General features: G+C 76.2%; 11 protein-coding genes. 7 read left to right on the forward strand and 4 right to left on the reverse strand.

What is annotated here, in order from left to right:
- Positions 1 to 56 precede the first annotated feature (56 nt).
- Entirely contained in the window at positions 57 to 827 is a 771-nt protein-coding gene (locus FB380_RS13900) for a biosynthetic peptidoglycan transglycosylase (protein ID WP_166755543.1), read from the forward strand.
- On the opposite strand, the gene FB380_RS13905 is transcribed toward FB380_RS13900, so the two are convergent.
- Complete coding sequence (locus FB380_RS13905; RefSeq protein ID WP_166755544.1) at positions 814 to 1,977, reverse strand: RtcB family protein; 1,164 nt, start codon at positions 1,975 to 1,977, stop codon at positions 814 to 816. The genes FB380_RS13900 and FB380_RS13905 overlap by 14 nt on opposite strands.
- 128 nt (positions 1,978 to 2,105) lie before the next feature.
- On the opposite strand from FB380_RS13905, the gene FB380_RS13910 reads away from it, so the two are divergent.
- Entirely contained in the window at positions 2,106 to 2,579 is a 474-nt protein-coding gene (locus tag FB380_RS13910; protein WP_166755545.1) for an NUDIX hydrolase, read from the forward strand.
- Positions 2,580 to 2,624: 45 nt separating this feature from the next.
- Here FB380_RS13910 and FB380_RS13915 read toward each other — a convergent pair whose 3' ends face one another.
- On the reverse strand, positions 2,625 to 3,524 hold the full coding sequence (locus FB380_RS13915; RefSeq protein WP_166755547.1) for an SMP-30/gluconolactonase/LRE family protein: 900 nt from the start codon (positions 3,522 to 3,524) through the stop codon (positions 2,625 to 2,627).
- A 108-nt stretch (positions 3,525 to 3,632) separates the two neighbouring features.
- Between FB380_RS13915 and FB380_RS13920 the strand changes: the two genes are divergently transcribed.
- The 3 genes from FB380_RS13920 (at position 3,633) to FB380_RS13930 (ending at position 5,548) form a co-directional block, all read left to right on the forward strand.
- Positions 3,633 to 4,601 carry a TIGR03557 family F420-dependent LLM class oxidoreductase gene (locus FB380_RS13920; RefSeq protein WP_166755548.1) on the forward strand — a complete coding sequence of 323 codons (969 nt, stop codon included), beginning with the start codon at positions 3,633 to 3,635 and terminating at the stop codon, positions 4,599 to 4,601.
- 29 nt (positions 4,602 to 4,630) lie between these two features.
- On the forward strand, positions 4,631 to 5,305 hold the full coding sequence (locus FB380_RS13925) for a hypothetical protein (protein ID WP_188959517.1): 675 nt from the start codon (positions 4,631 to 4,633) through the stop codon (positions 5,303 to 5,305).
- Between the two features lie 84 nt (positions 5,306 to 5,389).
- Entirely contained in the window at positions 5,390 to 5,548 is a 159-nt protein-coding gene (locus tag FB380_RS13930; protein ID WP_166755549.1) for a hypothetical protein, read from the forward strand.
- A gap of 15 nt (positions 5,549 to 5,563) precedes the next feature.
- Here FB380_RS13930 and FB380_RS13935 read toward each other — a convergent pair whose 3' ends face one another.
- Positions 5,564 to 6,052 carry a MarR family winged helix-turn-helix transcriptional regulator gene (locus tag FB380_RS13935; RefSeq protein WP_166755550.1) on the reverse strand — a complete coding sequence of 163 codons (489 nt, stop codon included), beginning with the start codon at positions 6,050 to 6,052 and terminating at the stop codon, positions 5,564 to 5,566.
- 82 nt (positions 6,053 to 6,134) lie between these two features.
- On the opposite strand from FB380_RS13935, the gene FB380_RS13940 reads away from it, so the two are divergent.
- Both FB380_RS13940 and FB380_RS13945 read left to right on the forward strand, forming a co-directional pair.
- The gene (locus tag FB380_RS13940; protein ID WP_166755552.1) at positions 6,135 to 7,010 is read left to right on the forward strand and encodes an NmrA/HSCARG family protein; all 876 of its coding nucleotides are present in this window, start codon (positions 6,135 to 6,137) and stop codon (positions 7,008 to 7,010) included.
- Positions 7,011 to 7,105: 95 nt separating this feature from the next.
- Positions 7,106 to 7,702: an HD domain-containing protein gene (locus FB380_RS13945; protein WP_166755554.1), complete on the forward strand. Its 597-nt coding sequence runs from the start codon at positions 7,106 to 7,108 to the stop codon at positions 7,700 to 7,702.
- Here the strand turns inward: FB380_RS13945 and FB380_RS13950 are convergent.
- Positions 7,692 to 13,781 (reverse strand): DUF3320 domain-containing protein, encoded by a 6,090-nt coding sequence (locus FB380_RS13950; RefSeq protein ID WP_166755555.1) that lies wholly within the window; start codon positions 13,779 to 13,781, stop codon positions 7,692 to 7,694. The two genes, FB380_RS13945 and FB380_RS13950, sit on opposite strands and share 11 nt — an antisense overlap.
- Positions 13,782 to 13,829 lie beyond the last annotated feature (48 nt).

A 13,829-nucleotide genomic window follows, 5' to 3' on the forward strand; every position in this document is an offset into this window, starting at 1 on the left:
GATCATGACCGGTGCCGTCCCGGTCCCGGTGCGGCCGGACGGGAGGTGGTCGATCGGTGTCCGCAGGCACCCTGCAGCGGGCCCGGGCGACCGGTGGACCCGCACCGACCCGGCGGTCGCGGCCCCGCCGGCTGCTGCGCCGCCTCGGCGCGCTGGCCCTGCTGCCGGCGTTCCTGGGGGTGGTCGTGGTCGGCGTCGGCTGGGCACGGACGCCGTCGGTCGAGGACGCCGCGGCCCGGGTCGCGGCCCAGCTGGCCGAGAACGGCGCGCCCCCGCTGCAGGTGGAGCCGGCGCCGGCGCTCGTGCAGGCCCTGCTCGCGACCGAGGACACCGGCTTCGCCGACCACCTCGGGGTGAGCGCGACCGGGGCGGTCCGGGCGTTCTGGGGGCTGGCGTCGGGCACCGACCAGGGCGGGTCGACGCTCGTGCAGCAGCTGGCCAAGAACGTGTACCTGGACGGGGAGAACGGCCCGGTGCAGAAGGCCGAGGCCGTCGTCCTCGCGCTCAAGCTGGACGCCGCCTACAGCAAGGACGACCTGCTGCGGATGTACCTGGACAACGGGTACTACGGCCACGGCTTCGTCGGGCTGACCGAGGCCACCGAGGGCTACTTCGGGGTGCCGCCGGACCAGCTGAGCTGGGCGCAGGCGACCCTGCTCGCCGGCCTCTTCGCCGCACCCACCGCCTACGACCCCCTGGTGCACCCGGCGCTCGCCGCCCAGCGGCAGGGGCACGTGCTGGGCCGGCTGGTCGACGAGGGCGTGCTGGGCAGCGACGAGGCCGCCGAGATCGCCGCCGACGACTGGGCTCTCGTCAGTCGCCCTTGACGTTGACGACCTGGCGCAGCGTGTGCCGGATCGTCACCAGGTCGGCCGCGTCGGCCATCACCTGGTCGATGTCCTTGTAGGCGTCCGGGTGCTCGTCCAGGAACGCGTCGGAGTGCCCCCAGGCGATGCCGGTCATCCGCCGCTCGAGGTCGGCCCGGCTGAACAGCCGGCGGGCGGCGTTCCGCGAGTGGCTGCGGCCGGCTCCGTGCGGCGCCGACATCAGCGCGGTGGCGTTGCCCAGCCCGGAGACGACGTAGGACGCCGTCCCCATGGAGCCGGGGATCAGCCCGGCCTGCCCCCGGCGGGCGGAGATCGCCCCCTTGCGGGACAACCACACCTCGCGCCCGTCGTGCCGCTCGCGTTCGGTGTAGTTGTGGTGGCAGTCGATCGTCTCCAGCCGCTGGACGTCGGCGCGGAGGAAGCGGCCCAGCTGCTCGACGACCCGGTCCATCATCTCCTCGCGGTTGAGGAGGGCGAACCGCTGCGCCCAGCGCAGCGCCTCCAGGTAGGCGTCGAACTCCGGCGTCCCCTCCTGCAGGTACGCCAGGTCGCGGTCGGCCAGCTCGACGCCCTGCGCCCGGCACCACTCCTGCGCCCGGCGGATGTGCACCGACGCCAGCTTGTTGCCGACCCCGCGGGAGCCGGAGTGCAGGAACAGCCACACCCGGTCCTGCTCGTCCAGCGACACCTCGATGAAGTGGTTGCCCGAGCCGAGCGAGCCCAGCTGCAGCGGCCAGCTGCCGGCGGCGCCGTCGGCCTGGGCGATGCCGGGCAGCGCGCGGAGCTCGGCGACCCGCGGCTCGGCGGTGGGCCGCACGGCCTTGTTGTACCGCCCGGCGGACAGCGGCACCGCGCGGGAGATCTGCCCGTGCAGCACGGACAGGTCCCGGCCGGTGAGCGCGGCTGCGTCGAACTGGGTGCGCACCGCGGTCATGCCGCAGCCGATGTCGACGCCGACCGCCGCCGGGATGATCGCGCCCTCGGTGGGGATGACCGAGCCGACGGTCGCGCCCTTGCCCAGGTGGGCGTCGGGCATCAGCGCCAGGTGCGGGTGGATGAACGGCAGGGCGGCGGTGCGCTCGGCCTGCTCCCGGGTGCTGGGCTCGAGCACGGACGCCCAGCTGAGCAGGCGCCCGGTGATCGTCTCCATGGTCCCTCCCTGTCTCGTCGGCCCGTCCTCCGCAGAGGGGGCCGGTGCCTCCCGGCCGGGGCAGTCAACGCGACGCCGGGTCGACGCGCACCCGCATTCCCCGGCCGACCCCGTGCGAAGCTCCCGGGGTGCCAGCTGTTCGCAGCGCCGGGGTGCTGCTCTACCGGGTGACCGCCGAGGGTGGTGTCGAGGTGCTGCTCGGCCACATGGGCGGCCCGTTCTGGGCGCGCAAGGACCAGGGCGCATGGTCGGTCCCCAAGGGGGAGCACGGGCCGGGGGAGGAGCCGCTGGAGGTGGCCCGCCGGGAGTTCGCCGAGGAGCTCGGCTCGCCGGTGCCTGCCCAGGAGCTCCTCGACCTCGGCGAGCTGCGGGTGACCAGCGGCAAGCTGCTGACCGTGTTCGCCGCGCGGGGCGACCTGGACGCCACGGCGTGCGTCAGCAACACCTTCGACCTCGAGTGGCCGCCCCGGTCGGGCCGGGTGCAGCAGTTCCCGGAGATCGACCGGGCGGCCTGGCTCACGATCGAGCAGGCCCGGGTCGCGCTGGTGCGCGGGCAGGTGCCGTTCCTGGACCGGCTGCTGGCCCGGATCGCGCCGTCCTGAGGCCCGCCCCGGCCCCCGCGCGGGGCCGGGGCGACCTCCGGCGGGTCAGGGGCGGCCGGCGTGCGGGACGTCGACCGTGGTGGTCAGCAGGACCGCCTCGCGGACCGGCGCGCGGTTGTGCGCGTAGAAGTCCGGCGCGCTGCACAGCAGCAGGGTCCGGCCGTCGTCCCCGCCGAGGGCGCAGGCGAACACACCCAGCCCCTCCGGGGCCCGCACCTCGTCGACCACCTCGCCGCCGGGGGCGAGCCGGGCCGCCCGGCCGCCGACCGCATCGGCGATCCAGAGGTGGCCCTCGGCGTCCAGCGTGCAGCCGTCGGGGGCGACCACCAGCTGGCCGAGCACCTCCTCGGTGGTGGTGCCGGTGACCTCCGGGCCGAGCTGGGCGAACACCCGCCGGTCGGTCAGCGAGCCGTCCGGGGCGAGGTCGAAGGCGGTGACCCGGTTGCCCAGCGTCTCGTCGACCAGGAGCGTGCCGCCGTCGGGCGTGATCACCATGCCGTTCGGGAACTGCAGCCCCTCGGCGACCACGGTGACCGTGCCGTTCGGGTCGACCCGCTTCAGCGACGCGGTGCGCGCCGCCCCGCCACCCATCAGGTCGAAGCCGAAGTCACCGACGTACACGCGGCCGGCCTCGTCGACCACCAGGTCGTTGAGGTGACCGCCGCAGTGCTCGCTGAGGTCGGCCAGCTCGGTCGTCCGCCCGTCGCTGACCCGGAGCAGCCGGTGGTCGGTCATCGAGACCGCGATCAGCGTGCCGTCGGGCAGCCAGCCCAGCCCCGAGGGCTGCCCGGCCACCTCGGCCACCACCTGCTCGGCGCCGTCGGCGCCGATCCGGCTGATCGTCCTGCGGTAGAAGTCCGACACCCACCAGGTGCCGTCGTGCCAGCGCGGGCCTTCGAAGAACGCGCCGCCGGTGAACAGGGTGGTCAGTGACCTCGTCGTCATGCGCGGACCCTAGCCAGCCCCGGCCGCTGTGCGCAGCGGCCCGTTTCCTCGCCCGGCAGCCCGGGCACCGGCAGGAGGACACCGCAGCGCACGACGGAGGGACACCCCATGCAGGTCGGCTACAAGCTCGCCACGGAGGCATTCAGCCCGACGGAGATCGTCGAGCAGACGGTGGCCGCCGAGGAGGCCGGCTTCGACTTCGTCGAGCTCAGCGACCACTACCACCCGTGGCTGGAGGAGCAGGGCCACAGCGGGTTCACCTGGTCGATGCTGGGCAGCATGGCGGCGCGGACCGAACGGATCGGCCTGGCCACCGGGGTCACCTGCCCGACGGTGCGGTACCACCCGGCGATCATCGCCCAGGCCGCGGCGACCGTGCAGATCCTCTCCGGCAACCGGTTCACCCTCGGCATCGGCGCCGGCGAGCGGCTCAACGAGCACGTGGTCGGCGGGGGCTGGCCGGCCGTCCGGATCCGGCACCACATGCTCCGCGAGGCCCTGGAGATCATCAACCTGCTCTGGCAGGGCGGCTACCAGTCCTACGAGGGGAAGTACCTCACGCTGGAGGACGCCCGGGTCTTCGACCTGCCCGACCAGCTGCCGGTGATCGCCGTCGCCAGCGGCGGGCCGGGTGCCTCCAAGCTCGCGGCCCAGTACGGCAGCGGGCTGTTCGCCACCGAGCCCAAGCCCGAGCTGGTGCAGGCCTACGCCGAGCACGGGGGCAGCGGGCCGAAGTACGCCGAGGTGCCGATGGCCTGGGCGACCGACGAGGACGCCGCCGCCCAGGAGGCGCTGAAGACCAGCCGCTGGGCACTGTCCGGTTGGAAGGTGATGAGCGAGCTGCCCAACCCGGTCAACTTCGACGCCGCCAGCAGCACGGTGACCGCCGAGGACGTCAAGGGCCAGTTCTCCTGCGGCCCCGACCTCGACCGGCACGTGCAGCAGGCGCAGCCCTACGTGGACGCCGGCTTCGACCACCTCGTCTTCCAGAACGCCGGCCCGGACCCCGACGGCTTCCTCCAGGTCTGCAAGAGCGAGCTCATCGAGCGGGTGCGTGCCCTGACCCCGTCGTCCTGAGCCCGTCCGAGCGCCGTGCCGAGGCCGGGGTGAGCCGGGAGGAGCGGTGGGAGCGTCGGCTGGCGCTCCCGGTGCTGGTCGCCGCCCTCGCCTCGGTCCCGGCGATGTTCCTCACCTTCGCCGGCGGCCCCCTGGGCACGGCCGGGCGCTGGGTGGACATCGCCAGCGGCGTCGTCCTCGTCGGCGAGGCGGTCGTGCTGCTGGTCGTGGCGCAGGACAAACGCGCCTGGATCAAGGGGCACGCCGGACTGCTGCTGCTCAGCGTCGCCGTGCTGGTGGCCATCGTGCTGGCGGTCGGTCCGGTGCAGCTGCTGCGGCTGGTGCGGGCGGTCGGCGCGCTCCGGGTGCTGCGGGCCGGCCGGATCGTGCGCGCCGCCCGGGAGCTCGCCGACCGCCTCGGGTGGACCGGCCGGGCCTCCGCCGTCTTCGCGGCCGGCGCCGGGGTGCTCGCCGCCGTCTTCGTGGGGGTGGTCCTGGCGGACCCGACCTCCCGCTCCCGGTCGCTGCTCACCTGGGCGCTGGGGTCGGTCAGCCCACCGGTGGTCGTGGTGCTCTCGGTGATCGCCGGGGCGCTGCTGGGCGGGGCGACCTACCTGCTGGCCCGGGACAGCGGCCTGGGGGACGCGCCGGACGAGGACGAGGCCCAGGCCGACGACGAGGACGAGGACGAGGACGCCGAGCAGGACCGGCCGGCCGCCGGCTGAACGAGACCCGCCCGTGCCGGTTGAGTCCGGGCTGGGCGGGCACCGACAGGAGCAGGACCGGTCGACGAGACGAAGGAGAAGACCATGGGCATGTTCAGCAAGCTGGCCAAGGGCGCGGCGGCGAAGAAGGCCATCTCGGCCGCGCAGAAGCCGGAGAACCAGCGCAAGATCAAGAGCGCGATCTCCTCGATGCGCGGCAAGAAGAGCGGCGGCACCACCGGCACCACCCGCCGCCGCGGCTGACCCGCCGGGGCGCGGTCAGGGCCCGTACGGGTCCGGGCCGACGTCACCGACGTTGCGGCTGATCGAGCTCAACAGCTCGATCAGCCGCGCGCGGTCGGCCTGGTTCAGGTCCCCGACCGTGCGCCGCTCGAGCTCGGCCCAGATCTGCTCGACCCGCGCCCGCAGCTCCCGGCCGCTCGCGGTCAGCGACACCAGCACCACCCGGCGGTCATCGGTGGACCGTTCCCGCTGCACGAAGCCCGCCTCCTCCAGTCGGGAGACCGCCTTGACCGCCGTCGGCGGCTCGACCTGCAGGGCCCGGGCGAGTTCGCCGGGGGAGCGGGGCTCGTGCTCCCACAGCTGCATCAGCAGGAGCTCCTGGCCCGGGTAGAGGCCGACCTCCCGCAGCAGGCTCCCCGCCAGCGTGCGATGTGCCCGGGCGACCACCGGGATTAGCGCGCTCACCGGCCCGGCCGCCGCGACCGACGGCGCGTCGAGCGGTTGGTCCTGCTCCAGCGTGCCCACCTCCGGGATGAACGAGAGCCGGCTATCGGTTAGCCGACTACAGGAACCGCACGAGGTGGTCCCTGGTCCGAGGGAGTACAGCATGGACAGCAGCAGCGTCAGCCCGGTCGTCGCCGTCGTCGGCGCGACCGGTCAGCAGGGTGGGGCGGCCGCGCGGGCACTGCTCGACGCCGGCGTGCGGGTCCGCGCCCTGGTCCGTGACCCGGGGAAGGCCGCCGCCCAGGCGCTGGCCGCACGGGGCGCGGACCTGGTCCGGGCCGATCTCCGCGACCCGGAGTCGCTGCGCACCGCGTTCCGCGGGGCCGACCAGGTGTTCGCGATGACCACCTTCGCCGACGGACGCGGCGTCGACGGTGAGGTGGTGGACGGCCGGGCCCTCGCCGATGCCGCGGCCGACGTGGGCGTCGAGCACCTGGTGTACAGCTCGGTCGGTGGCGCGGAACGAGAGACCCGCGTCCCGCACTTCGAGAGCAAGCGGCGGGTCGAGGAGCACATCACGGCGCTGGGGCTGCCGGCCACCTTCCTGCGGCCGGTCTTCTTCCTGGAGAACCTGACCGCCCAGGGCCCGGCGGTGGAGGACGGCGTGGTCGTCGTGCGGTTGCCCCTGCCGGCCGACGTCCCGCTGCAGATGGTCGCCGTCCAGGACATCGGCGTCGCCGCCGCGGCGCTGCTGCGGGAGCCCGGCCGGGTGCCCGGCGGTGCGGTGGAGCTCGTCGGCGACGAGCGGACCGGTGCGCAGATCGCCGAGGCGTTCGGAGCTGCGGCGGGGTTGCCCGGCCGCTACGAGGCGCTGCCGCTGTCGGTGCTCGGCGGGGATGAGGACATGACGAGGATGTTCCGCTGGTTCGCCGAGCTCCCCGCCTACCAGGGTCACCTCGCCACCAGCCGGACGCTGGTGCCCGACCTGCACGACCTGCCCGGGTGGCTGCGGAGCACCGGCTGGACGCCGGCCGGCTGAGCCGACGGGGGCGATCCGGCCGCCGTTCGCGGGGTTCCTGCCGAGTCGGGTCGAATGCCGTCCGTGGGGCACGGAGGGCCGCCAGACTGCCGTCCGTGCCCCTCGACGACCTCGTCCCCGACACCCCCGCCTCCGCGCTCGAGGTGGCCCGGGCCTTCCACTCGCCGGCGCTGCTCAACCACTGCCGGCGGGCCCACCTCTGGGCCGCTGCGTACGGCCGGGAGCGCGGGATCGCCTTCGACGCCGAGCTGCTCTACGTCGCGGCGATGCTGCACGACATCGGGCTGGTGCCGGTGTTCGACAGCGCCACCGTGCCGTTCGAGGAGGCCGGCGGGGCGGTGGCCTGGGTGTTCGGCGCGGGCGCCGGATGGGACGCCGATCGCCGCCGGCGAACCGCCGAGGTCATCGTCGCCCACATGGCCCCGGAGGTGGACGTGGACGTCGACCCGGAGGGCCACCTGCTCGAACTGGCCACCGGGCTGGACGTCTCCGGTCGCCGTCCCGACGACTGGCCGGCCGGCTTCCGGGCCGAGGTGCTCGACGCCTTCCCGCGGCTCGGGCTGGCCGAGGAGTTCCTCGGCTGCTTCACCGAGCAGGCGCGCCGCAAGCCCACGTCCCTGGCCGGGCAGTTCGTCGCCGAGGGCTTCGCCGATCGCGTGCGGGCCAACCCGCTGGACGGGGTCAGACGGTGAGCCGGCCGGACGGCTGCGCGGTGAGCCGGCCGGCGGCCAGGGCGGCGGCCAGGGGCGCGTCCAGCAGCGGCAGCAGGGCCGCGGTGCGCCGGCGGTGGCCGAAGACCTCGAGCGTCCGGACCTGCAGCTCGTCGCGGGTCAGGCCGCTGCCGGCCCGGCACAGTGCCACCATCGCGTTCGCGATCTCCTGCGGCGCCACGTGCTCCAGCGGCCGCGCGGTGCTGCTGGCCTGACGGCGGAACCAGCGCCACGTCGCCCGGTCGATCGAGGCCGGCCACAGGAACTCGCCGTCGACGGCGCCGGCCGGCAGCAGTGCCACCAGGGCGTCCCGCCGCGCCTCGGTCACCCGGGACAGCCCGAACGCCCCGGCGGTGAGCCGGGTCAGCCGGTCGCGGTGCACCGGCCCCTCCGCCTTGAGGCCGGCGGTGAGCACCCGGCGGACCTGCCGCGCGACGGCGGGGTCGCTCAGCTGGTCCAGCTGCCTCTTGTCGCCCGCGGGCTTCGGCGTCCAGGCGATGAACGGCTGCTCCTCGTCCAGCGGCGCCTGAGCGCGGGCGGCCCTGGCCGGCGCCTTCGGCGACGTCCCGGCGGTGCGCTTCGGTGCCGCCGGCGGTCGCGGGGCAGCCGGCTCGGCGACAGCGGCCGGCTCGGCGACGGCCACGGGCTCGACCGCGACGGGCTCGACCGCGACGGGCTCGACCGCGACGGGCTCGCTCACCACGGGCTCGGTCAGGAGGGGCTCAGGCTCGACCACGGGCTCGGGCACGACCAGGGGCTCGGGCACGACCACGGGCTCGGGCTCGCGGGCCGGAGCCACCCGGGTCGCCAGCGGGCGGAGCGGGATGACGTCGGCCAGCGGGCCGTCGTAGGGCTCCTCGACCTCGGGCTCCGGTTCGGGCTCGACCGCGGCCGGGGCCGGAGTGGGGGTCGCTGCTGCGACGGCCGCCTCCAGCGTGGTCAGCACGGCCTCGCGGTCGGCCAGCCAGCTCGGCAGCCACACCCGCTCGACGGCCGGCCAGCGCAGCAGCTCGCCGAGCACCTCGGCCGGCAGGCCGTCGCGGTCCCCGACGGTGCGACGCCGCGCCCAGGCCGGGCCGTCGAGCAGCACGGCCAGCACCGGGGTGTCCGGTGCCGACGCGGGGGCGACGGTGAGGTCGAGGCGGAAGTCCGACAGGCCGACGTCCGTGCGCACCACCAGTCCCCGGGCGCGGAGCTCGTCGGCCACCTCGTCGCGGTGCCGGTCGGGCGACGTCCCGGGGTGGGTGGGGGCGACGGTGCCGGAGGCGGCCCGGTCGAGGTAGGCGCGCAGGTCCCGGACCCCCACCGACGTGGTCTGCTCGGCGTGCAGCTGCTCGGGGGCGAAGGAGCTGAAGACGACGACCTGCCGGCGAGCGCGGGTGACGGCCACGTTCAGCCGCCGTTCCCCGCCGACCCGGCTCAGCGGCCCGAGGTCCAGGGACAGCCGGCCGCGCGCGTCGGCGCTGAAGCCGAGGGAGAGGAACACGGCGTCCCGCTCGTCTCCCTGGACGGTGTCCAGGTCCTTGACGAGCAGCCCCTCGCCGTCGGAGCGGTCCAGCGCGTCGACCACGCGCTCGTCCCCGGAGTCGCGCAGCAGCTCCTCGATCAGTGCCCGCTGCGGCGCGGTCGAGGCGATCACCGCGATCGACGGGACCGCGGGGGCGGCGGAGGAGAACCGGCGCAGCACCTCGCCGACGACCGCGTGGGCCTCCACCGGGTTCGTGCGCATGCCGGGGCCCGAGCGCACGAAGGTGCCCTCGACGCGCACCAGGGACACCCCGTGGCCGGCCGGGGCGGGGGAGGCGCCCCCGTGCAGCGGTGCCGGGAAGGAGGAGAGCCGGCCGTCGTAGTACCGGGCGTTGCTGAAGGCGATCAGCGACTCGTCCTGGCTGCGGTAGTGCCAGGACAACCGCTGCTGCGGCACCCCGGCCTGCACGCACTCGGCGAGGAGGCTCGGCGCGGTCGGGGCGGCATCGGCGGCCGGGTCCACGTCGTCGAGGCCGGGAGGGAGCGGCGGCAGCTGCGCGCTGTCCCCGACCACCACCGCGGCCCGGGCCCGGCCCAGTGCGCCGACGGCGTCGGCGACCCGGAGCTGCGAGGCCTCGTCGAACACGACCAGGTCGAACTGGCCGGCGACCGCGGGGAGGAACCGCGCCACCGACTCGGGGGTGGCCAGCACGCACGGCAGGACGGCGGTGATCAGCTCGCCGTGGGCCGCCAGCAGCCCGCGCACGCCCAGCCCGGGCTCGGAGTGCCCCTCGCGCTGCTCGGCCAGCTCCCGCCGCAGGGCGCCGACCGGGCCCTCGGCCGTGGACGCGTCGAACGGCCGGGCCGCCAGCACCCCGGCGGGGACGGCGTCGACCAGGTGCGAGCGCACGGCGCGGGACGCCGCGGCGAAGCGGGCGAGGGCCCGCTCCTGCCGCCCGGCGTCGAAGGCGTCCAGCCCGGTGGCCTGCTGCCGCTCGGCGACCGAGGCCTCCGCGAGCCCCCGGTCGAAGGCGCGCACCGCGTCGTCGGCGGGCACCCTGCCGTGCAGCAGCAGGAGCCGGGCCTCGGTCAGCCCGGCCAGCCGCAGCGGTTCCAGGGTGTCCAGCAGGCTGACCCAGCGGCGCAGCGACATCGGGTGCACGTACTCCACGCCGCGCTCCGGCCGGGTCAGCGTCCAGCGCAGCACCAGCCCGTCCTCGCCGCTCCACGCGCCCAGCTGCGCCGAGCTGCTGGAGCAGACCGTCAGCAGCTGGCGGAGCGCGTCGCGCAGCCGGGCGACGGTGCGCGCCCCGGACACGTCGGTCACCGGGCCGGCGGCGAGGAACCGGCGGACGGCGGTGGCGAAGCCGGCGCTGCCGTCGACCGTGGCAGCGGCACGGCGCAGCCAGCGCACCTCGGCGTCGAACACCGACCGGCCCGGTTCGGTGAAGGGGTTCCACCCGGGCGGCACCTGCAGCCCCGGGATGCCGGCCGCCCGCGAGGCCAGGGCCCGGACGGCGGTCTGCACCCGCCGGAGGTCGGCGGTCAGCTCGGGGACGTCGCCGGGCCGGATCGAGGCGCCCGGGCGCAGCGCCGGGGCCAGCTGGTCCCGGACGGTGGCCAGCTTGCCGCGCCGCGCCACCCAGCTCGCCGCCGCGGCCTCCTGCGCCTGCACGAACAGGTCGGCCAGCGGCAGGTCGAGCGCCGCCGGGGTGAGTATGTCCAGGCCGGGGTGCGGCGCGGCGGTGAGCTCGGCGATCTCACCGAGCAGGTCGTCGGTGGCGGCCTGCCAGCGCGCCGTGCGCACCTCGTCCAGCACGGCCAGCCCGATCCGGGGCCCGCCGAGCAGGTGCACGAGGGCGTCCAGGTCCTCCGGGGTGCCGGCGGCGCGCAGGACGGCGGCCAGACCTCCCTCGCCCGGCAGCTCCCGGATCGCGGCGTCGACGGCGACCGCGGCCTGCTGCACCTCGGTGATGTCGAGGTCGATGGTGTCGATGAAGGCCCACGCGTGCCCGGCCGAGGGGTGCGCCAGGCCGGCGATGTCGGGCAGCAGCGCCAGCGCGTGGTGCACCTCGGTCACCACCTCGGCGGTGGCGCGGGCGGCGAAGCGGGCGGTCACCGGGAGCGGGTCGACGTCGGGGGCGGCGCCCAGCTCGGCGGTGCGGGCTGAGTACAGCGACAGGCCCGCCGGGTTCTCCGCGTGCAGCCGCTCGGCGTGGTGCTGCAGGGTGCGGCGGGCCGAGCGCAGCTCCTCGGCGTCGGCGGCCAGGCCCTGGGCGTCGACGTCGACCGCGTGCGCCAGTGCGGCCCGGACCTGGGCCCGGACGACGGCCGGCCGGCTGCCCTTGTCGTGCAGGTGGAGCGCGAGCGGGCCCATGCCGACCGCGTCCAGCCGCCGGGCGACGGCGTCCAGGGCGGCGCGCTTCTCGGCGACGAACAGGACCCGCTGACCCTCGGCGACGGCCCGGGTGAGCAGGTTGCCGATCGTCTGCGACTTGCCGGTGCCGGGTGCGCCCTGGACGACGATCGTCCGCCCGGCGGTGGCCGCGGCGACCGCAGCCAGCTGGGCGGCGTCCGCGGGCAGCGGGCACCGGGCGGCGAGCTCGTCGAGGTCGACCGGGTCGGCGGGCGCGGGCACCGGGTCGACGAAGCGCTCGGCCGGGGCGTGCACCAGGTGGGCGACCAGCGGGTTGGCCGTGAGCTCGGCCCAGTGCTCGTCGAGGTCACGCCACAGCCGGTACGCCGCGACCGGCAGGACGGCCAGCTCGGCGGTCGCCTCGACCCGGTGGGGGAGCGCGGCGGTGGCCAGCGCCGCGCGGAGCGCGTCCAGCGCCGCGGTCGCGCCGATCTCGGCGCTGTCGTCGGCCGCTCCGGTCAGCCCGGGCACGGTCAGGCCGTGCACCCGGCGGAGCTCGGCCAGCAGGCAGCCGTTCGGCACGGTGCTCCCGGCCTCGTCCACCGTCAGCCGGTACCCGCCGTCGCGGGCCGGGGTGAGCAGGACGGGGACGAGCACCACCGGTGACCGCAGCGGGCGGCCGTCGAGCTCCCAGAGCAGGCTGCCCAGGGCGAGGTACAGGCCGTTCGCGCTGGTCTGCTCGACCACCGTGCGGGCCCGGTGGGCGAGGGCGCGCAGCCGGGACGGGTAGCCGGCGGCGGGGACGTCGACGTGCAGCGACCGGCGCTCGGTGAGCTGCTGGAGCAGGTGCTGGGCGGGCAGGTCGCGGGCGGTGCGCAGCCCGGTGTCGGCCTGCACACCGGCCACCCGGTCACCGGGCAGGAGGGTCAGCGTGGCTCCGCCCTCGACCAGCTCCGCCAGCGCCGCCAGGGCGTCCGGCGGCACCGTGAGCGGCAGCCCCGACCCCTCGGCGTGGTCGATCAGCCGGGTGCGCACGCTGGGGCTGAGCAGGTCGTCCTGCCACTGCCGGACCCGGGCCGGGGCGGGCGGGCGGTGGTCGGTCCCGGGGGCCGCCGGGGTGTCGGGGAGCGCCGGTGCCGCGGCCGCGTGCAGCTCGGGCTCCGGCGCCGCGTCGTCCTCGGCGCCGGTGTGGTCGGGCAGCGGGCGGACCCCGTCGAGCCGGGCTCGGTGGACGTCGGTCACGCCCAGGACCCGGGACAGGTCGCCGGACAGCCAGGCGGCGTAGGCCGGGCCGTGGAGGTCGGGCGTGGTGTTGCCGCGGTCGGTCAGCAGCGTCGTCTCGACCAGGCCGATCACGCGCTGGTCGACCAGCGCCACCAGGGCCGCGACGTCGGTGGTCGCCGCCGTCGCGGCGCTGCGCTCCTCGCGCCAGTAGCCGAGGAAGGCGTGCCCCTCGACCACCCACAGCAACGGGCGCAGGCCGGCGTGCTCGAGGGCGGCGGCGAGGGTGACGACGGTGTCCAGGCAGGTGCCGGCCCGGTCGTCGAGGACCTCCCCGGGGTCGCGGACGTGCTGCCCGTCCTCGGTCCAGCCGGCCGGCGGCTCGCTGTGCCGGACCTCGCGGCGGCGCACCGCCCAGGTGATCGCCTCGACCACGTCGTCGACCCGGTCGGGCCCGTCGGCGTAGCCGGTCAGGCTGCCGCTGCCGGTGCCCTCCTCGAGCAGGGTGGTCGCGTCGGCGACCAGCGCGCCGATCGCCGGGTGCTGCGGCTGGACGTGGGCGGCGAGCACCTCCAGGGCCAGCGGCAGGGGCGCGGCCAGCCACTGGCCGGCGGCCAGGACCGTCACCGGCTCCCGGTGCTCGGCCAGCACCCGGCCTGCGGCGGTCAGCTCCACCTGCAGCCAGCTCGGCCGGGGCTCCCCGCGCTGCCGCAGGGCGGCCGGGTCGAGGGTGAGGCCGGTGTCGTCGACCACGGTGGTGCGGCCGGCGTCGAGGTCGACCAGCCGCTCGACGGCGGCTCCGAGCTCGCCCTCGGCGTCCTGCACGGACAGCCGGAGCACCGCCCCGCGGACCGTCGAGGTGCTGCCGGTGAGGCTGAGCCGGGAGACGACCGGGACGCCGTGGGCGGCCAGCGCAGAGCTGACCACCGGGCTGACCGTGAGCTCGACCGAGACCGTCGGCGAGGACGCCGCCGCGGGGCCCTCGGAGCTCACCTGGAGGTCGGCCGCGTTGCGCATGGAGTCTGTGTACCCGGTCGGACGGACCGTTCCGCTCAGGCGAGCCGG

It is taken from the genome of Modestobacter marinus, from assembly GCF_011758655.1.
GTDB classification, from domain to species: domain Bacteria; phylum Actinomycetota; class Actinomycetes; order Mycobacteriales; family Geodermatophilaceae; genus Modestobacter; species Modestobacter marinus.

Bases quoted from the DNA above. Each gene is read 5' to 3' on its own strand.
- FB380_RS13905 (WP_166755544.1), bottom strand. From the start codon at position 1,977: ATGGAGACGATCACCGGGCGCCTGCTCAGCTGGGCGTCCGTGCTCGAG.
- FB380_RS13920 (WP_166755548.1), top strand. From the start codon at position 3,633: ATGCAGGTCGGCTACAAGCTCGCCACGGAGGCATTCAGCCCGACGGAG.
- FB380_RS13930 (WP_166755549.1), top strand. From the start codon at position 5,390: ATGGGCATGTTCAGCAAGCTGGCCAAGGGCGCGGCGGCGAAGAAGGCC.
- FB380_RS13940 (WP_166755552.1), top strand. From the start codon at position 6,135: ATGGACAGCAGCAGCGTCAGCCCGGTCGTCGCCGTCGTCGGCGCGACC.
- FB380_RS13915 (WP_166755547.1), bottom strand. From the start codon at position 3,524: ATGACGACGAGGTCACTGACCACCCTGTTCACCGGCGGCGCGTTCTTC.
- FB380_RS13950 (WP_166755555.1), bottom strand. From the start codon at position 13,781: ATGCGCAACGCGGCCGACCTCCAGGTGAGCTCCGAGGGCCCCGCGGCG.